This window comes from Kitasatospora sp. NPDC001175 (genome assembly GCF_053598215.1).
Genome location: NZ_JBSFJU010000006.1, coordinates 43,263 through 61,615 on the forward strand (window position 1 = coordinate 43,263; position 18,353 = coordinate 61,615).

The window sequence follows — 18,353 nt, forward strand, 5'->3', positions numbered from 1 at the left end:
CGCTCGGCCGCCGGTCGACCACTGGGGCCGAGGGCGGATAGGTGAGACCAGGGCGGTTTGGAAGGCCATGCTCAACAAGTACGCACGTGCCTTCTTCACACGTGTCCTGACGCCGTTCGCGGCGCTGCTGCTGCGCTGGGGGGTGAGCCCGGACGCGGTGACGCTGATCGGTACGGCCGGCTCGGTCGCCGGTGCGCTGGTGTTCTTCCCCCGGGGCGAGTTCTTCTGGGGCACCATCACGATCACGCTCTTCATCTTCTCCGACCTGGTGGACGGCAACATGGCCCGCCAGGCGGGCAGGTCGAGCAAGTGGGGCGCGTTCCTGGACTCGACGCTGGACCGGGTCGCCGATGCGGCGATCTTCGGCGGGCTGGCGCTCTGGTACGCGGGCAAGGGAGACAACGACCTGCTCTGCGCGATCTCGGTGCTCTGCCTGGCGAGCGGCCAGGTGGTCTCGTACACCAAGGCCCGGGCGGAGAGCCTGGGGCTGCCGTGCAACGTGTCGGGGCTGGTCGAGCGGGCCGAGCGGTTGGTGATAAGCCTGGTCGCGGCGGGTGTGGCCGGCCTGCACACCTTCGGGGTGCCGTATGTGGAGCCGCTGCTGCCGCTGGCGCTGTGGCTGGTCGCGCTGGGCAGCCTGGTGACGGTGCTGCAGCGGATGCTGACCGTGCGCCGGGAGGCGCTGGAGGCCGTCGAGTCGCGGGAGGTGCTGTGAGCGCCCCGGTGCCGAGCGCTCCGGCGCTCAGGGAACGGCTGGTGGACGGTGCCTACGCGCTGGGCTGGTCGGTGCTGAAGCACCTGCCGGAGCCGGTCGCGCGCGGCCTGTTCGACCAGCTGGCGGACTTCACCTGGCGCAAGCGCGGCAAGGGCGTGCGCCAGCTGGAACGCAACCTCTCCCGGGTGCACCCGGGGGCGGGCGAGGAGCGGCTGCGCGAGCTGTCCCGGGCGGGGATGCGCTCCTATCTGCGGTACTGGCTGGAGGCATTCCGGCTGCCCACCTGGAGCCGGGCGCGGATCTCGGAAGTCGTGCAGGCCAAGGGGCTGGAGAACCTGACCGGTCCGATGGAGGCCGGGCGCGGTGTGGTGGCGGCGCTGCCGCACATGGCCAACTGGGACCTGGCCGGGGCGTGGATCGTCGGCCAGGGGCACCCGTTCACCACGGTCGCCGAGCGGCTCAAGCCGGAGTCGCTGTTCGACCGCTTCGTCGCGTACCGCGAGAGCCTGGGCATGGAGGTGCTGCCGCTGACCGGCGGCGGGGGTTCGGTGATCGGCACGCTGGCCCGCCGGCTGCGGGCGGGAAGGCTGGTCTGCCTGGTCGGCGACCGCGACCTGTCGGACGCCGGCATCCCGGTGGAGTTCTTCGGCGAGCAGACCAAGGTCCCGGCGGGCCCGGCCGCGCTGGCCGTGCGGACGGGGGCGGCGCTGGTCCCGGCCACGCTCTGGTACGACGGTCCGGTGATGCGGGTCGAGATCCACCCCGAGCTGCCGGTGCCCGAGGAGGGCGACCAGCAGTCCAAGGTCCTGGCGATGACCCAGGCACTCGCCGACGTGTGGGCGGACGGGATCCGCGAGCACTCGGAGGACTGGCACATGCTGCAGAAGTTCTGGCTGGCCGACCTGGGCCCACGCCGTACCGCCTGAGGGGGCCGCGATGAAGATCGGAATCGTCTGCCCGTACGACTGGGACGTCCCCGGCGGGGTGCAGTTCCACATCCGCGACCTCGCGGAGCACCTGATCGGCCTCGGCCACCAGGTCTCCGTACTCGCGCCGGCCGAGGACGAGTCGGCGCTGCCGCCGTACGTGGTCTCGGCCGGTCGGGCCGTCGCGGTGCCCTACAACGGCTCGGTGGCCCGGCTCAGCTTCGGCATCCTCTCCGCCGCCCGGGTGAGGCGCTGGCTGAACGAGGGCCGGTTCGACATCCTGCACGTCCACGAGCCCTCCTCTCCCAGCCTGTCGATGCTGGCAGCCTGGTCCGCCTCGGGGCCGATGGTGGGCACCTTCCACACCTCCAACCCGCGGTCCCGCGCGATGATCGCGGCCTCGCCGATCCTCCAGCCGGGCCTGGAGAAGATGAGCGCCCGGATCGCGGTCAGCGAGTACGCCCGGCGCACTCTGGTGGAACACCTCGGTGGCGACGCGGTGGTGATCCCCAACGGCGTGGACGTGCGGTTCTTCGCCGAGGCCGAGCCCGACCCGCGTTGGCAGGGCGGGGCGGCCGACGGCAAGCCCGGCACGATCGGCTTCATCGGCCGGATCAACGAGCCCCGCAAGGGCCTGCCGAGCCTGCTCGCCGCACTGCCCAAGATCCTCGCCGAGCGCCCGGGCGTCCGGCTGCTGGTGGCCGGCAAGGGCGACGAGGAGGAGGCGGTGGCTGGCCTGGCGCCTGAGGTGCGGCGGCAGGTGGAGTTCCTCGGCATGGTCAGCGACCGGGAGAAGGCCCGGTTGCTGCGCAGCGTCGACCTGTACGTGGCGCCGAACACCGGCGGCGAGAGCTTCGGCATCATTCTGGTCGAGGCGATGTCGGCGGGCGCCCCGGTGCTGGCCAGCGACCTGGACGCGTTCCGGCAGGTGCTGGACGGCGGTGACGCCGGCGAGCTGTTCCCGGTCGAGGACCCGGCGGCCCTCGCCGACGCCGCGCTGCGGCTGCTGGGCGACCCGGACCGGCTGGCCGGACTGCGCCGGGCGGCCTCCCGACATGTGCGGCGGTTCGACTGGTCGACCGTCGGCGCGGAGATCCTCTCGGTGTACGAGACGGTCACCGACGGCATGCCGCCGGTGGCCGAGGACGAGCGGACCGGGTGGCGCGGCCGGCTGAAGCTGACCAGGGACTGACCGGCCGGCCGGGGGAACCTGGATCGACGGGCCAACTAGGGTTGGCCTGACGGTGCGTCGACCAACCCCGGGGGCCCGAGATGCCGCAGATATCCATCGACTACTCCGAGGGCGTCGCCTTCGACCGGCCGGCGTTCGTCCGCGATCTGCACTCGCGGGTCGCCGCGCTGATCTCCTCGCCCGTGGACGACTGCAAGACGGTCTTCCGCAAGGCCGAGGACTTCCACGTCGGCCACGGCGGGCTGCCGCGGGCCGCGACGGTGTACCTGGAGATCAAGCTCCTCTCGGGTCGCAGTCGTGAGCTGAGGACCGAGTTGGCCGAGGAACTGCTGAGCCTGCTGGAGCGTTCGGTGCGGCCGGCCTCCGGGGTGCGGGCGCACCTCGCGGTGAACGTGCTGGAGATGGACCGGGACTTCTACCGGAAGAGTGCCCTGTAGCGTTCTGCTCCGTGACTACGTGGATCTGGGCCGCCGCGGCTCTCGTGCTGTTCGCCGTCTACCTGAGCTGGACGGCGGGCCGGCTCGACCGCCTCCACGCCCGGATCGACGCGGCCCGGGCCTCGCTGGACGCGCAGCTCGTCCGGCGGGCCTCCGTCGCGCTTGAGCTGGCCACCTCCTCGCTGCTCGACCCGGCCGCCTCGATCCTGCTGTACGAGGCCTCGCACGCCGCCCGGCAGGCCGAGGACGAGCACCGGGAGGTGGCGGAGAGCGAGCTGAGCCTGGCGCTGCGCGCGGTGTTCGCCGACCCGGAACAGGTGGCGGCGCTGCTGGCGGTTCCGGGTGGTGAAGAAGTTGTGAGGGACCTCACAGCGGCGGTGCGCCGGGTGCCGATGGCGCGGCGGTTCCACAACGACGCGGTCCGGGCTGCGCGGGCGGTGCGCGAGCACCGTCTGGTGCGCTATTTCCGGCTGGCCGGTCGGGCGCCCTTCCCGCTCGCCTTCGAGATGGACGACGAACCCCCCGCGGCGCTCACGCCCCAGGGTGCTCCCGCGTGAGCGCGTTACAGCCTGTTTGTCGTATCCCGACTTGCAGGCTTGGACTAGGTGGCGCATGGGCAAGCGGTGGTTCGGGCCTACGATAGGGCGATAGCACTGGTTCATCTTCGAGTGAGGTCTCACGTGTCCACCACCCCCATCACCGCAGACCAGCCGCAGATCGGCACCGCCCGCGTGAAGCGCGGCATGGCCGAGCAGCTCAAGGGCGGTGTGATCATGGATGTGGTCAACGCCGAGCAGGCGAAGATCGCCGAGGACGCCGGTGCGGTCGCCGTCATGGCGCTGGAGCGCGTTCCCGCCGACATCCGCAAGGACGGCGGCGTGGCCCGGATGTCCGACCCGAACATGATCGAGGAGATCATCAACGCGGTCTCCATCCCGGTCATGGCCAAGTCCCGGATCGGCCACTTCGTCGAGGCCCAGGTCCTGCAGTCGCTCGGTGTCGACTACATCGACGAGTCCGAGGTGCTGACCCCGGCCGACGAGGTCAACCACTCCGACAAGTGGGCCTTCACCACCCCCTTCGTCTGCGGCGCCACCAACCTGGGCGAGGCTCTGCGCCGCATCGCCGAGGGTGCGGCCATGATCCGCTCCAAGGGTGAGGCCGGCACCGGCAACGTGGTCGAGGCCGTCCGCCACCTGCGCCAGATCAAGAACGAGATCGGCCACCTGCGTGCCCTGGACCACAACGAGCTGTACGCCGCCGCCAAGGAGCTGCGCGCCCCGTACGAGCTGGTCAAGGAGGTCGCCGAGCTCGGCAAGCTCCCGGTCGTGCTGTTCTCCGCCGGCGGCGTGGCCACCCCGGCCGACGCCGCGCTGATGCGCCAGCTGGGCGCCGAGGGCGTCTTCGTCGGCTCGGGCATCTTCAAGTCGGGTGACCCGGCCAAGCGTGCCGCCGCCATCGTCAAGGCCACCACCTTCTTCGACGACCCGAAGATCATCGCCGACGCCTCCCGCAACCTGGGCGAGGCCATGGTCGGCATCAACTGCGACACCCTGCCGGAGACCGAGCGCTACGCCAACCGCGGCTGGTGATTCGGTAGCGCTTCCGGGCCCGCCGCGCAGCAGTGGGGCGCGGCGGGCCGCCGAGCGCGCCCGCAGCACAGACTCCAGCGAACACGATCCAAGAGGTAGCAACCGTGTCCAGCACTCCCGTCATCGGCGTTCTCGCGCTGCAGGGCGACGTCCGTGAGCACCTGGTGGCACTGGCCGCCGCCGACGCGATAGCCCGCCCGGTGCGGCGCGCCGAGGAACTGGCCGAGGTGGACGCGCTGGTGATCCCCGGCGGCGAGTCCACCACCATGTCCAAGCTGGCCCTGCAGTTCGACGTGATGGGCCCGCTGCGCGAGCGGGTGGCCGCCGGGATGCCGGTCTACGGCACCTGCGCGGGCATGATCATGCTCGCCGACAAGATCCTCGACGGCCGGGAGGACCAGGAGACCGTCGGCGGCATCGACATGACCGTCCGCCGCAACGCCTTCGGCCGGCAGAACGAGTCCTTCGAGTCCGGGATCGACTTCAAGGGGCTGGACGGCGGACCGGTGCACGGCGTGTTCATCCGCGCCCCCTGGGTCGAGGCGGTCGGCACGGCCGTCGAGGTGCTGGCGGAGCTGCCGGCTGCCGACGGTCCCGAGAGCCGCATCGTGGCGGTCCGCCAGGGCAACCTGCTCGCCACCTCGTTCCACCCCGAGCTGACCGGCGACCACCGGGTGCACGAGTACTTCGTACGCATGGTCGAGGCCGTCTGAGCGGGCCGCGGCGTAATTCGTCGCTTGATTCCTCGCTCGCCTCCGGGCGCTCTGGTCCGGTGTCGACACTCCTCCCTCCGGCGCTCCTCCGTCGCTTGTCGCTCGTCGCTTTCGACACCGGCGCGCCCTTTGGCTCGCGCGGTGTGCTCCTCGCTCGCCTCCGGGCGCTCTGGTCCGGTGTCGACACTCCTCCCTCCGGCGCTCGTCCGTCGCTTGTCGCCCGTCGCTCCCGATACGGGCGCGCACTTCGGCTCGCGAGGGAGACTGATGCGATGCCAGGTGTCGGTTCGGACACCGGTAAGATCTCCTGTGTTCATTTCCCTTTGGCGACGTAAAGGAGCTGGCGATGTCCGGCCACTCTAAGTGGGCTACCACCAAGCACAAGAAGGCCGTGATCGACGCCAAGCGCGGCAAGCTCTTCGCCAAGATGATCAAGAACATCGAGGTGGCGGCGCGCACCGGCGGTTCCGACCTGGGCGGTAACCCGACGCTGTACGACGCCGTGCAGAAGGCCAAGAAGGCGTCGGTCCCGAACGACAACATCGACCGCGCGATCAAGCGCGGTGGCGGTCTGGAGGCCGGCGGCGCCGACTACCAGACGATCATGTACGAGGGCTACGGCCCGAACGGTGTCGCGGTGCTCATCGAGTGCCTCACCGACAACCGCAACCGCGCCGCCTCGGACGTGCGCGTGGCCATGACGCGCAACGGCGGCTCGATGGCCGACCCGGGCTCGGTCTCGTACATGTTCTCCCGCAAGGGCGTCGTGATCGTCCCCAAGGCCGACGGCGTGGACGAGGACAAGCTCTTCGAGGTCGTCCTCGACCAGGACCCGGAAGAGATCAACGACCTCGGTGAGTCCTTCGAGATCATCTCCGAGGCCTCCAACATGGTTGCCGTCCGCACCGCGCTGGTCGACGCGGGCATCGACTACGACTCGGCCGAGGCCAACTTCGTCCCCAGCGTGCAGGTCCAGCTGGACGCCGACGGCGCCCGCAAGATCTTCAAGCTGATCGACGCCCTCGAGGACAGCGACGACGTGCAGAACGTCTTCGCCAACTTCGACGTCTCCGACGAGGTCATGGCCGAGGTCGACGCCTGATCCCGGATCCGTCCGCTCCGCCCGGCAGCCCGCACGGCTGCCGGGCGGAGGTGTGTTCGGGGCCGGGGTTGTCACAGCCGACCGGTAGCCTTCGCAGGTCGGAACGGAAGGCGGGGCTCGGCGGTGAAGGTACTGGGTGTGGACCCTGGGCTGACCAGGTGCGGTGTCGGCGTGGTCGACGGCGCGCCCGGTCGCCCGCTGCGGATGCTCGGGGTCGGCGTGGTGCGGACCCCGGCCGAGGCGGAGATCGGGCAGCGGCTGCTGCTGATAGAGCAGGGCCTGGAGCGGTGGCTGGACGAGCACCGCCCCGACCTGGTCGCCGTCGAGCGGGTCTTCGCCCAGCACAACGTCCGCACCGTGATGGGCACCGCCCAGGCCAGCGCCGTCGCGATGCTCTGCGCCACCCGGCGCGGCATACCCGTCACCCTCCACACCCCCAGCGAGGTCAAGGCCGCCGTCACCGGCTCGGGCCGGGCCGACAAGGCCCAGGTCACCACCATGGTCACCCGCCTGCTTCGGCTCGACGCCCCGCCCAAGCCCGCCGACGCCGCCGACGCGCTGGCCCTCGCCATCTGCCACATCTGGCGCGGCGGCGCCACCGACCGGATCGCCGCCGCCCTCGCCAAAGCACCGACCGCCCGTAGGGAGCACCTCCGATGATCGCCTTCGTCCAGGGTCCGGTCGCCGCCATCGCGGCCGGCACCGCCGTTGTCGAAGTGGGCGGCGTCGGCATGGCCGTCCAGTGCACCCCCGGCACCCTGGCCGGCCTGCGGCCGGGGGAGCACACCAGGCTCGCCACCTCGCTGGTCGTCCGGGAGGACTCGCTCACCCTCTACGGCTTCGCGGACGACGACGAGCGCGCCACCTTCGAGATCCTGCAGGCCGCCCCGGGCGTCGGGCCGCGCCTGGCCCAGGCCATGCTCGGGGTGCACACCCCCGACGCGCTTCGCCTGGCGGTCGCGAACGGCGACGAGAAGGCCCTGATCGCCGTCCCCGGTATCGGCAAGGCCAAGGCCGCCAAGCTGCTGCTTGAGTACAAGGACAAGCTGGGTGCCCCGCACGGCAGCGTCCCGGCGCAGAAGCCGATCGCCGCCGGTCCCGCTCCGTGGGGCGAGCAGCTGCACGCCGCCCTGGTCGGCCTCGGCTACGCCCCGCGCGAGGCGGACGACGCGGTCGCGGCCGTCACCCCCGAGGCCGAGGCGCAGGCCACCACCGATGTGGGCGCCCTGCTCAAGGCCGCCCTGCGCACCCTCAACCGCGCCCGATGAACGACCGCCCGACCAACCGTCACCAGGCGAACCACCACCCGACGAGCCGGCAGGAGCCCGCCGCGATGAGTCCGTACGACTTCGACCACGCCGACCGCATCGTCACAGCGGCCGCCGACGGCGAGGACCAGGCGGTCGAGGCGGCGCTGCGCCCCAAACTGCTGGACGAGTTCATCGGACAGGAGCGGGTGCGCGAGCAGCTCTCGCTGGTGCTGCAGGCCGCCCGCAAGCGCGGCAGCGCGCCGGACCACGTGCTGCTGAGCGGCCCGCCCGGGCTGGGCAAGACCACCCTGTCCATGATCATCGCGGCCGAGCTGAACGCCCCGATCCGGATCACCTCGGGCCCGGCCATCCAGCACGCCGGCGACCTGGCCGCCATCCTCTCCTCGCTCACCGAGGGCGAGGTGCTCTTCCTCGACGAGATCCACCGGATGTCCCGGCCCGCCGAGGAGATGCTCTACATGGCGATGGAGGACTTCCGGGTCGACGTCATCGTCGGCAAGGGCCCCGGCGCCACCGCCATCCCGCTGGAGCTGCCCCCCTTCACCCTGGTCGGCGCCACCACCCGGGCCGGACTGCTGCCGCCGCCGCTGCGCGACCGCTTCGGCTTCACCGGCCACATGGAGTTCTACGCCCCCGCCGAACTGCAGCGCGTGGTGCACCGCTCCGCGACCCTGCTCGACGTGGAGATAGACCCGGCCGGTGCGGCCGAGATCGCCGGCCGTTCCCGGGGCACCCCGCGCATCGCCAACCGGCTGCTGCGCCGGGTCCGCGACTACGCCCAGGTCAGGCATGACGGCGTGATCACCCAGGAGATCGCCGCGCAGGCCCTCCAGGTGTACGAGGTCGACGCCCGTGGTCTGGACCGGCTCGACCGCGCGGTGCTGGACGCCCTGCTGCGCCTGTTCGGCGGCGGCCCGGTCGGCCTGTCCACCCTGGCGGTCGCGGTGGGGGAGGAGGCCGAGACGGTCGAGGAGGTCGCCGAGCCGTTCCTGGTCCGCGAGGGCCTGCTGGCCCGTACCCCGCGCGGCCGGATCGCCACCGCCGCCGCCTGGACCCACCTCGGGCTCACCCCGCCGCAGACGCAGCCGCGCGGCCCGGTGCCCGCGCAGGGCGAGCTGTTCGACGGGGCGAGGGACGCGGGGTGAGTGACGGCCGCGAGGGGTGCCGACGGTGACAGGGGCCGGGTACCGCTCAGGCAACGGGCCCGGTGGCCGCCCGGCGCGGTGCCCGCGCGAGGCGAACCGTTCGGGGACACGAACGACGCGTGATGAGAACGGCCGGTCGGAGGGTCGCCACTTTCGGCGGCACTCTGCGATGCTTGGCGTTGTCCGATCAGTGCGGGTCGCCTAGACTCCGCCGGACCGCCCCTCTCACCTGACGGGCCGACGACCACCACTGGCCGCCCAGGCGGGCGGCCCGTAAGGATTCTGGCTGCTGTGTCTACACTCCTTCTTCCCCTCGTCATGATCGCCGTGCTGTTCATGCTCTTCCGCTCGAACAAGAAGCGGCAGGAGCAGGCCACGCAGATGCGTTCGGCGATGGAGCCCGGCTCGGGAGTCCGCACCATCGGTGGCATGTACGCCCTGGTGAAGTCGGTCAACGAGGAGACCGTCGAGCTGGAGATCGCGCCCGGTGTGGTGACCCACTTCATCAAGAGCGCCATCGCCGCCGTCCTCGATCCGCAGGAGTACGACGCGATCATCAACGGTCGCCCCGCCGAGGACGAGCCGGCCGACGAGGTGGCCGACGAGGAGGAGGCCGCCGACGCGAAGCCGCTCAGCCTCGAGAAGGACGCGCCCGAGGACGTCAAGGACAAGGGCAGCGCCGACGGCGAGGCTCCCGCAGCCAAGTAACACGACCGGGCGACACCCCCGGCCGTAGCGGCACGAGCCGCGAGCCCACACCAGGACCTCAGGGCCGCCGCCTCCCCGTCCCGGTCCCGCCGCAATCCGGACCGGGCCGGTGGGGGCGGCGGCATGGACAGGGAGAAACGAGCAAGGTGGCAACACCAAAGTCGCGCCCGCGCGACGGCTATCCGGGACGGGCGCTGGCCCTGATCCTGGCGATTGCCGTCGGACTGGTCGCCGTCATGTTCTGGAAGGGTCACACGACCCCGCGACTGGGGATCGACCTCGCCGGTGGCACGAGCATCACGCTGACCGCCAAGTCCGACGACAAGGCCGCGATCAACAAGGCCAACATGGACACCGCGGTCACGATCATCAACAAGCGTGTCAACGGGATGGGCGTCTCCGAGACGGAGGTGCAGACCCAGGGCAATGACACGATCATCGTCAACATCCCCAACGGCGGTGACCGGCAGGCCGCGATCGACCAGGTCGGCACCACGGCCAAGCTCTACTTCCGCCCGGTGCTGGCCTACGCCCCCACCGGTGTGAAGGCCCCGGCCCCCTCGTCCACCCCGAGCGCGAGCGGCAGCCCGTCGCCGTCCGCCAAGCCGTCCGCCGGCGCCTCGGCCGGCACCGGTTCCGCCTCGCCGTCAGCGAGTGCCAGCAAGGCCGGCCGGGCCCTCACCGACGCCCTGAAGGCCGACCCGTCGGCCTCGGCGGGCGCCACCCCGTCGGGTTCCGCGAGCGCCGGTGCGACGGCGAGCCAGAGTGCCGCGCCGTCCGCCGCCCCGAACCCCCCGTCCCCGGCGGACATGACCGCGGCCCTCACCCAGGGCACCGTGCCGCCCGAGCTGCAGCAGCAGTTCACCGCGCTGGACTGCTCGGACCCGACCCAGCAGAAGGACTACCAGACCGACCCGACCAAGTCCGCGGTCGCCTGCAGCTTCGACAAGGAGCAGGGCGTCTGGAACAAGTTCGCGCTCGGCCCGGTGGCGGTGAACGGCCAGGACGTCTCCAAGGCGCAGGCCACCTTCGACACCCAGCAGGGTGCCGGCTGGCAGGTCCAGCTCTCCTTCAACGACAAGGGCTCCAGCGCCTTCGCCGGCACCACCGGCAAGCTGGCCACCCAGCCCTCCCCGGCCAACCAGTTCGCCATCGTGCTGGACGGCAAGGTCGTCTCCCACCCGTACGTCAGCCAGTCGATCACCGGCGGCAACGCGGTGATCTCCGGCAGCTTCACCCAGGACCAGGCCAAGAGCCTGGCCAACGTGCTGAGCTACGGCGCGCTGCCGCTCACCTTCGACAAGAGCGACGTCACCACCGTCTCGCCGCAGCTCGGCGGTGACCAGCTGCAGGCCGGTCTGATCGCCGGTGCGATCGGTATGGCACTGGTGGTCCTCTACTCGCTGGTCTACTACCGGGGCCTGGGCCTGGTCTCGATCGCCGGTCTGGTGGTCTCGGCGGCGCTCACCTACTCGATCATGTCGCTGCTCGGCGCCGGCATCGGCTTCGCGCTGAACCTGCCCGCCGTCTGCGGTGCCATCGTCGCGATCGGTATCACCGCGGACTCGTTCATCGTGTACTTCGAGCGCATCCGCGACGAGGTCCGCGAGGGCGCCCTGCTGCGTCCGGCCGTCCAGCGCGCCTGGCCGCGCGCCCGCCGCACCATCCTGGTCTCGGACTTCGTGTCCTTCCTGTGTGCCGCGGTGCTGTACATCGTCTCGGTCGGCAAGGTGCGGGGCTTCGCCTTCACCCTCGGTCTGACCACCCTGCTCGACGTCGTGGTGATCTTCCTCTTCACCAAGCCGCTGATCACCATCCTGGCCCGCCGCAAGTTCTTCGCGGACGGCCACCCGTGGTCCGGTCTGGACCCGAAGCGCCTGGGTGCCCGCTCGCCGATCCGGGGCAGCCGCCGCCGCTCCGCCGCCACCGCTGCCGTGAAGGAGGCCTGACGCGATGCCACGCTTCGGCAATCTCGGCCACCGTCTCTACCAGGGCGAGGTCAGCTTCGACTTCGTCGGCCGGCGCAAGCTCTGGTACAGCCTCTCCGGCGTGATCGTGGTGCTCGCGGCGATCGGCCTGGCGATGGGTCTGCACCTGGGTATCGAGTTCAAGGGCGGGTCCGTCTACACGGTCACCAAGCCGGGACTGACGGTCGCTCAGGCGCAGGACGCCGCCAACGGGATCACCCATGACTCGACCGCGGTGGTTCAGCACACCGGCACCGGTGAGGTCAGGATCCAGGTGAGCTCCGCGGAGAAGGTGCCCGCGAGTACCTTCATCGAGGGCCTCTCCAAGGACCTGAACGTCCAGACCAAGGACATCAACGCCCAGGTGATCGGCCCGAGTTGGGGCCATGAGATCTCCCAGAAGGCCCTGCTGGGCCTGGTGATCTTCATGGTGCTGGTGACGGTCTACCTGGCCGTCGCCTTCGAGTGGCGGATGGCCGTGGCCGCGCTGGTCGCGCTGATCCACGACCTCCTGATCACCATCGGTGTCTACGCCCTGGTGGGCTTCGAGGTCACCCCGGGCACCGTGATCGGCTTCCTGACCATCCTCGGTTACTCGCTCTACGACACGGTCGTCGTCTTCGACACCGTGAAGGAGAACACCCGGGGCATCACCAAGCAGAACAAGCAGACCTTCAGCGAGGCCGCCAACCACGGCCTCAACCAGACCCTGGTGCGCTCCATCAACACCACCGTGGTCGCCCTGCTGCCGGTCTCCGCACTGCTGTTCATCGGTGGCGGCCTGCTCGGTGCCGGCACCCTGAACGACATCTCGCTCGCCCTGTTCATCGGTCTCGCGGCCGGTGCCTACTCCTCCATCTGCGTGGCCACCCCGCTGTACGCGCAGCTCAAGGAGCAGACCCCCCAGATGCGGGCGCTGGCCAAGAAGGTACTCGGTCGCCGCGCCGCCGACGCCAAGCTGGCCGCCGAGGCCCCCGTGGACGCTGCGGGGGAGGCTGTCGAGGACGAGATCCCGGCAGGTATGGTCGGACAGCGCAGCGAGCCGGTGAGCCGGTCCCGAAGCAAGGGCCGTCCGTCCGGCAACCGCTGAATCCACGCCGTACCCGCAGTAGAGGAACCCCCGTGACCGTTTCCGATCCCGCCCTCGCCGAGCTGTTGAACAGCAGGATCCGGGACGTCCCCGACTACCCGAAGCCGGGTGTGCTGTTCAAGGACATCGCTCCGCTGCTCGCCGACGCGGAGGCCTTCGCGGCCCTCGTCGACGCGCTGGCGAGCCGGGCGAAGGCACACGGCGCCACCAAGGTGGTCGGTCTGGAGGCACGGGGGTTCGTCCTGGCGGCCCCGGCGGCGTACGCGGCCGGGCTCGGCTTCGTGCCGATCCGCAAGAAGGGCAAGCTGCCCGGCGAGGTGTACGGCCGCTCCTACGAGCTGGAGTACGGCTCGGCGACCCTGGAGGTCCAGTGCGACGCCTTCGAGCCGGGCGAGAAGGTGCTGGTGGTGGACGACGTGCTGGCCACCGGCGGCACGCTGAGCGCCTCGCTGGACCTGGTCCGGCAGGCCGGTGCCGAGCCGGCCGGTGTGGTCGTGCTGATGGAGCTGGGCTTCCTGCCCGGCCGTGACCGGCTCACCGAGCACCTGGGCGGCGCTCCGCTGGAGACGCTGGTCCTGGTCTGAGCAAGACCGCGCGGGGCGGCGACCACACCGTGGTCGCCGCCCCGCGCGTGTTCGCTCGGGCCGCTCGCACGCCGGGCGGTCGAACGCCGCAGTTCCGGGCTGGGTACCATGAAGATTCACCCCTTCCCGGTCGCGCGAAGGGGAAGGCAACGCGCCCCGAGGAGTGCCCTTGCCCGACGAGGCCCAGCCCACGGCCGAGGCCGCCGCCCCCGAGAACCGGCCCGCGCCTTCGGGGGCCACCCCGGTGCGTCCGGCGCCGCCCGCCATCTCGCGGCTCTCGTCCTCCGGTGGCATGCGAGCGCGCCTGGCCCGCCTCGGCGGCCAGCGCGGCACGATGCTGAACCCGGTGCTGGAGCCGCTGTTCCGCACCATCAGGGACAACGACCCGAAGGCCGACCCGGCCCTGCTGCGCGACATCGAGCGCGCCTACGTGGTCGCGGAGAAGTGGCACCGCGGACAGAAGCGCAAGAGCGGCGACCCGTACATCACCCACCCGCTCGCCGTCGCCACCATCCTGGCCGAGCTGGGCATGGACGCCCCCACCCTGATGGCCGGGCTGCTGCACGACACCGTCGAGGACACCGACTACGGCCTGGAGACGCTGCGCCGCGACTTCGGCGACTCGGTCGCACTGCTGGTGGACGGCGTCACCAAGCTGGACCGGGTCAAGTTCGGCGAGGCCGCGCAGGCCGAGACCGTGCGCAAGATGGTCGTGGCGATGGCCAAGGACCCGCGGGTCCTGGTGATCAAGCTGGCCGACCGCCTGCACAACATGCGCACCATGCGCTACCTCAAGCGGGAGAAGCAGGAGAAGAAGGCCCGCGAGACCCTGGAGATCTACGCCCCGCTGGCGCACCGGCTGGGCATGAACACCATCAAGTGGGAGCTGGAGGACCTCGCCTTCGCGATCCTCTACCCCAAGATGTACGACGAGATCGTGCGTCTGGTGGCCGAGCGCGCGCCCAAGCGGGACGAGTACCTGGCCACCGTGATCGACCAGGTCCAGGGCGACCTGAAGGGCGCCCGGATCACCGCTCAGGTGACCGGCCGGCCGAAGCACTACTACTCGGTCTACCAGAAGATGATCGTGCGGGGCCGCGACTTCGCCGAGATCTACGACCTGGTGGGCATCCGGGTCCTGGTCGACACCGTCCGCGACTGCTACGCGGCGCTGGGCACCATCCACGCGCGGTGGAACCCGGTGCCGGGGCGGTTCAAGGACTACATCGCCATGCCGAAGTTCAACATGTACCAGTCGCTGCACACCACGGTGATCGGTCCCGGCGGCAAGCCGGTCGAGCTTCAGATCCGCACCTTCGACATGCACCGCCGCGCCGAGTACGGCATCGCCGCGCACTGGAAGTACAAGCAGCGCGCGGTGGCCGGCGCCTCCAAGATCCGTACCGACACGCCGACCCAGGTCCGCAAGGAGGACAAGGCCGGGGCGGTCAACGAGATGGCCTGGCTGCGGCAGCTGCTGGACTGGCAGAAGGAGACGGAGGACCCGGGCGAGTTCCTGGAGTCGCTGCGCTTCGACCTCTCCAACAACGAGGTCTTCGTCTTCACCCCGAAGGGCGACGTCATAGCGCTGCCCGCGGGCGCCACCCCGGTGGACTTCGCCTTCGCGGTGCACACCGAGGTCGGCTGCCGCTGCATAGGGGCGAGGGTCAACGGCCGGCTGGTGCCGCTCGAGTCGACACTGGAGAACGGCGACACCGTCGAGGTGTTCACCTCCAAGGCGGAGAACGCGGGCCCGTCCCGGGACTGGCTGAGCTTCGTCAAGTCCCCGCGCGCCCGGAACAAGATCAAGGCGTGGTTCTCAAAGGAACGCCGCGAGGAGGCGATCGAGCAGGGCAAGGACGCCATCGCCCGGGCGATGCGCAAGCAGGGCCTGCCGATCCAGCGCATCCTCACCGGCGACTCGCTGGTCACCCTGGCACACGAGATGCGCTACCCCGACATCTCCTCGCTCTACGCGGCGATCGGCGAGGGCCATGTCGCGGCGCAGAACATCGTGCAGAAGCTGGTGCAGGCGCTCGGCGGCGAGGAGGAAGCCACCGACGACCTGGCCGAGACCGCCACCCCGACCCGTCAGGGCCGTGCGGCGCGGCGCCGGGCCAAGGGCGACCCGGGCGTGATCGTCAAGGGTGTCGACGACGTCTGGGTCAAGCTCTCCCGCTGCTGCACCCCGGTGCCGGGCGACCCGATCGTCGGCTTCGTCACCCGCGGCAACGGCGTCTCGGTGCACCGCTCGGACTGCGTCAACGTGGAGTCGCTGGCCCAGCAGCCGGAGCGGATGATCGAGGTCGAGTGGGCCGCCACCCAGTCCTCGGTGTTCCTGGTGGCGATCCAGGTCGAGGCGCTGGACCGCTCCCGGCTGCTCTCGGACGTCACCCGGGTCCTCTCGGACCAGCACGTCAACATCCTCTCGGCGGCGGTGCAGACCTCCCGGGACCGGGTGGCGATGAGCCGCTTCACCTTCGAGATGGGCGACCCCAAGCACCTCGGGCACGTGCTCAAGGCGGTCCGCGGGGTCGAGGGCGTGTACGACGTGTACCGGGTCACCTCCGGACGGAAGTGATCCGGCCGCCGAAGCCGCTCTGATGTGCGCGGGGCCTCCTGCCGGTACAGGCTGGGAAGAGTCAACCCAGTGGTGGGAGGCCCCATGAACCTCAAGCTGACGACTGTGACCGCACTTGCCTGTGCGGCGTTGACGGCAGGCGCGCTGGGAGGCGGTGGCACGGCCCTGGCGGCCGACTCGCCCTCGCCCTCACCGTCCGCCGCCTTAGCGTCCAACGGTGTCGCGAAGCTGTCCGGGCCGAACGTCGTGCTGTCGGCGATCAAGGCGCTCAAGGACGGCCACTCGTCCCACGTCAACGGCCGGATCGACGACGGCGTCAACCTGGTCACCTTCGACCTGTCGATGGACGTCGGCGGCAACTGCAACGGTTCCGTGAGCGAGAGCTTCCTCGGCAACTTCCAGGTCACCAGGGTGGGCAACGACCTCTGGGTCAAGCCCGACCAGGCGTTCTGGCAGAACCACGGCGGACAGGCGGTGGCCAAGCTGGTGGGCGACCGCTACCTGAAGACCACCGCCGACAACGTGCAGTTCCTGGAACTCGCCTCGATCTGCGACCTGTCCCAGCTGGCCGACTCGCTGTCGCCCACCGGGGTCGACCTGACCACGGGCCCCCAGGGCTCCAGCAACGGCGTCCCGGCGGTGTCCGTACTGGGCACCAAGGGCGAGGAGCACGGCACCCTCTGGGTGGCCACCCAGGGCCGGCCCTACCCGCTCCACTTCCAGCGGACCGGCGGCATCGGCAGCGAGATGCTCAACTTCAAGGAGTTCTCCGTGCCGGTGAAGAAGACCACCCCGGCGCCTTCGCAGAGCATCGACCTCAACCGGCTCACCCAGATCTTCGGGTCGACTCCCTCCGGCACGGCGACCACTTGATCCGGCCGGCGCCTACCCGGCCCGGCCCATCTCCCTGAGCAGCCCGACCTGCCTGGCGGCGAGTTCGGTGGTGCGGCGCATGTGACGGGCGAGGAAGGCGAGTTCGGCGTCGCTGTACCCGACCAGCAGCGTCTGCCAACCCTCGCCCAGGCGGGCCCAGAGCTCGCCGAGCCGCCGGGTCGCCTCGGGCACCGGCTCGACCAGTACCCGCCGCCGGTCGGAGCTGTCGCGGCGGCGGGTCACGTACCCCGCCTTCTCCAGGCGGTCGACCAGACGGGTCGCCGAGCCACTGGTGAGTCCGGTGAGCTCGGCGATCCGCCCGGTGGTGAGCGGACCGCTCTCCAGGGTCAGCAGATTGAGGCACTGCACATCGGTGGGGTACAGGCCGAGATGGTCCGCGATCGCCTGGTTGAACAGGGCGTACGCGGCCATGTAGCGGCGGGACTCCTGCTCCAGTTCGGTCGGCCGCACCGGTCACCTCCGAAAAAATATCTGCGCGACGCAGAGATTGCGTCATACAGTTCCTGCATGACGAATGAATCCTATGTCGCCGTCGCGGGTGCGACCGGCGCCCAGGGCGGAGCGGCCGCCCTCGCCCTGCTGGAACGGGGCTTTCGCGTGCGGGCGTTCACCCGTCTGCCGCAGTCGTCCGTCGCCGCGCGGCTGCGTGCCGCCGGGGCGGAGGTGGTGTTCGCCGACTTCGACCGGCGGGAGTCGCTGGACGCGGCGCTGAGCGGGGTGGACGCGCTCTTCGCGATGTCCACGCCCTTCGGCACCGACACCGGGACGGAGGTGCGGCAGGGAACGGCACTGCTGGACGCCGCCGCGGCGGCGGGGGTCGGCCGGATCGTGTTCAGCTCGGCCGCCCACGCGGACCGGGGGACCGGCATCCCGCACTTCGACAGCAAGTACCGGATCGAGCGGCACCTGGCCGGGCTCGGCGTGCCATGGACGGTGCTCGGGCCGGCGGCCTTCATGGAGAACTACACCGGGGAGTGGACGCTGAGCGGCCTGCGGGAGGGGAGGTTCGTGCTGCCGCTGCCCGCGGACCGTCCGCTGGCGCTGATCTCCGCGCGGGACATCGGGGTCTTCGCGGCCGAGGTCCTCGCCAGGCCCGAGGAGTTCGCCGGGCGGCGGGTCGACATCGCCTCCGACCGGCTCACCTGTCCCGGGATCGCAGAGGTGCTCAGCGGGGTGTGCGGGCGGCCGATCGGCTTCGAGACCAAGCCGCTCGCCGAGATCGAGGCGTACTCGGCCGATCTGGCCGCGATGTTCCGCTACTTCACCGAGGTCGGCCTGGACGTCGACGTGGAAGGGCTGCGCCGGGACCATCCCGAGGTGGGCTGGCAGCGCTTCGCGGACTGGGCCGCCGAACAGCAGTGGCGCCTGTAGGCGGGGCGGGGACAGGGGCGCCGGGGGCCGCGTGGACGGCCGCGCGCGGGCTGCCGGACGAGGAC

19 protein-coding genes are annotated in these 18,353 nt (G+C 70.9%); 18 read left to right on the forward strand and 1 reads right to left on the reverse strand.

The window, feature by feature from the left end; translation table 11 throughout:
- Positions 1–67: 67 nt before the first annotated feature.
- The 17 genes from pgsA (at position 68) to ACWDAK_RS06640 (ending at position 16,896) form a co-directional block, all read left to right on the forward strand.
- The gene (gene pgsA / locus ACWDAK_RS06560; protein WP_344637158.1) at positions 68–715 is read left to right on the forward strand and encodes a phosphatidylinositol phosphate synthase; all 648 of its coding nucleotides are present in this window, start codon (positions 68–70) and stop codon (positions 713–715) included.
- Positions 712–1,641: a phosphatidylinositol mannoside acyltransferase gene (locus ACWDAK_RS06565; protein WP_344637159.1), complete on the forward strand. Its 930-nt coding sequence runs from the start codon at positions 712–714 to the stop codon at positions 1,639–1,641. The genes pgsA and ACWDAK_RS06565 overlap by 4 nt, the downstream gene beginning before the upstream one ends.
- A 10-nt stretch (positions 1,642–1,651) precedes the next feature.
- A complete protein-coding gene (locus ACWDAK_RS06570) occupies positions 1,652–2,833 on the forward strand; it encodes a glycosyltransferase family 4 protein (protein ID WP_427395337.1) in 1,182 nt (393 codons plus the stop codon).
- 80 nt (positions 2,834–2,913) lie between these two features.
- Entirely contained in the window at positions 2,914–3,270 is a 357-nt protein-coding gene (locus ACWDAK_RS06575; RefSeq protein ID WP_344637161.1) for an isomerase, read from the forward strand.
- An 11-nt stretch (positions 3,271–3,281) separates the two neighbouring features.
- Positions 3,282–3,827, forward strand: a complete 546-nt coding sequence (locus tag ACWDAK_RS06580; RefSeq protein WP_344637162.1) for a hypothetical protein — start codon at positions 3,282–3,284, stop codon at positions 3,825–3,827.
- A 123-nt stretch (positions 3,828–3,950) separates the two neighbouring features.
- Entirely contained in the window at positions 3,951–4,862 is a 912-nt protein-coding gene (pdxS, locus tag ACWDAK_RS06585; RefSeq protein ID WP_344637163.1) for a pyridoxal 5'-phosphate synthase lyase subunit PdxS, read from the forward strand.
- A gap of 104 nt (positions 4,863–4,966) precedes the next feature.
- On the forward strand, positions 4,967–5,575 hold the full coding sequence (gene pdxT, locus ACWDAK_RS06590) for a pyridoxal 5'-phosphate synthase glutaminase subunit PdxT (protein WP_344637164.1): 609 nt from the start codon (positions 4,967–4,969) through the stop codon (positions 5,573–5,575).
- A gap of 346 nt (positions 5,576–5,921) precedes the next feature.
- Positions 5,922–6,677 carry a YebC/PmpR family DNA-binding transcriptional regulator gene (locus tag ACWDAK_RS06595; protein ID WP_344637165.1) on the forward strand — a complete coding sequence of 252 codons (756 nt, stop codon included), beginning with the start codon at positions 5,922–5,924 and terminating at the stop codon, positions 6,675–6,677.
- A 123-nt stretch (positions 6,678–6,800) separates the two neighbouring features.
- Positions 6,801–7,337: a crossover junction endodeoxyribonuclease RuvC gene (ruvC, locus tag ACWDAK_RS06600; RefSeq protein WP_344637166.1), complete on the forward strand. Its 537-nt coding sequence runs from the start codon at positions 6,801–6,803 to the stop codon at positions 7,335–7,337.
- The gene (gene ruvA / locus ACWDAK_RS06605) at positions 7,334–7,945 is read left to right on the forward strand and encodes a Holliday junction branch migration protein RuvA (RefSeq protein WP_344637167.1); all 612 of its coding nucleotides are present in this window, start codon (positions 7,334–7,336) and stop codon (positions 7,943–7,945) included. Before ruvC ends, ruvA begins: the two co-directional genes overlap by 4 nt.
- Before the next feature lie 65 nt (positions 7,946–8,010).
- On the forward strand, positions 8,011–9,093 hold the full coding sequence (gene ruvB, locus ACWDAK_RS06610) for a Holliday junction branch migration DNA helicase RuvB (protein ID WP_344637168.1): 1,083 nt from the start codon (positions 8,011–8,013) through the stop codon (positions 9,091–9,093).
- Between the two features lie 291 nt (positions 9,094–9,384).
- Positions 9,385–9,801, forward strand: a complete 417-nt coding sequence (yajC, locus tag ACWDAK_RS06615) for a preprotein translocase subunit YajC (protein ID WP_344637169.1) — start codon at positions 9,385–9,387, stop codon at positions 9,799–9,801.
- Between the two features lie 146 nt (positions 9,802–9,947).
- Complete coding sequence (secD, locus tag ACWDAK_RS06620; protein WP_425557635.1) at positions 9,948–11,750, forward strand: protein translocase subunit SecD; 1,803 nt, start codon at positions 9,948–9,950, stop codon at positions 11,748–11,750.
- Positions 11,751–11,754: 4 nt separating this feature from the next.
- On the forward strand, positions 11,755–12,858 hold the full coding sequence (gene secF / locus ACWDAK_RS06625; protein WP_344637170.1) for a protein translocase subunit SecF: 1,104 nt from the start codon (positions 11,755–11,757) through the stop codon (positions 12,856–12,858).
- A gap of 32 nt (positions 12,859–12,890) precedes the next feature.
- Positions 12,891–13,442 (forward strand): adenine phosphoribosyltransferase, encoded by a 552-nt coding sequence (locus ACWDAK_RS06630; RefSeq protein WP_344637171.1) that lies wholly within the window; start codon positions 12,891–12,893, stop codon positions 13,440–13,442.
- A gap of 169 nt (positions 13,443–13,611) precedes the next feature.
- Positions 13,612–16,023 carry a RelA/SpoT family protein gene (locus ACWDAK_RS06635; protein ID WP_344637172.1) on the forward strand — a complete coding sequence of 804 codons (2,412 nt, stop codon included), beginning with the start codon at positions 13,612–13,614 and terminating at the stop codon, positions 16,021–16,023.
- A gap of 84 nt (positions 16,024–16,107) precedes the next feature.
- A complete protein-coding gene (locus ACWDAK_RS06640) occupies positions 16,108–16,896 on the forward strand; it encodes a hypothetical protein (RefSeq protein ID WP_427394545.1) in 789 nt (262 codons plus the stop codon).
- 12 nt (positions 16,897–16,908) lie between these two features.
- Here the strand turns inward: ACWDAK_RS06640 and ACWDAK_RS06645 are convergent, their stop codons facing one another.
- Entirely contained in the window at positions 16,909–17,328 is a 420-nt protein-coding gene (locus ACWDAK_RS06645) for a MarR family winged helix-turn-helix transcriptional regulator (RefSeq protein ID WP_427394547.1), read from the reverse strand.
- 96 nt (positions 17,329–17,424) lie between these two features.
- On the opposite strand from ACWDAK_RS06645, the gene ACWDAK_RS06650 reads away from it, so the two are divergent.
- A complete protein-coding gene (locus ACWDAK_RS06650) occupies positions 17,425–18,288 on the forward strand; it encodes an NmrA/HSCARG family protein (protein WP_344637174.1) in 864 nt (287 codons plus the stop codon).
- Positions 18,289–18,353 lie beyond the last annotated feature (65 nt).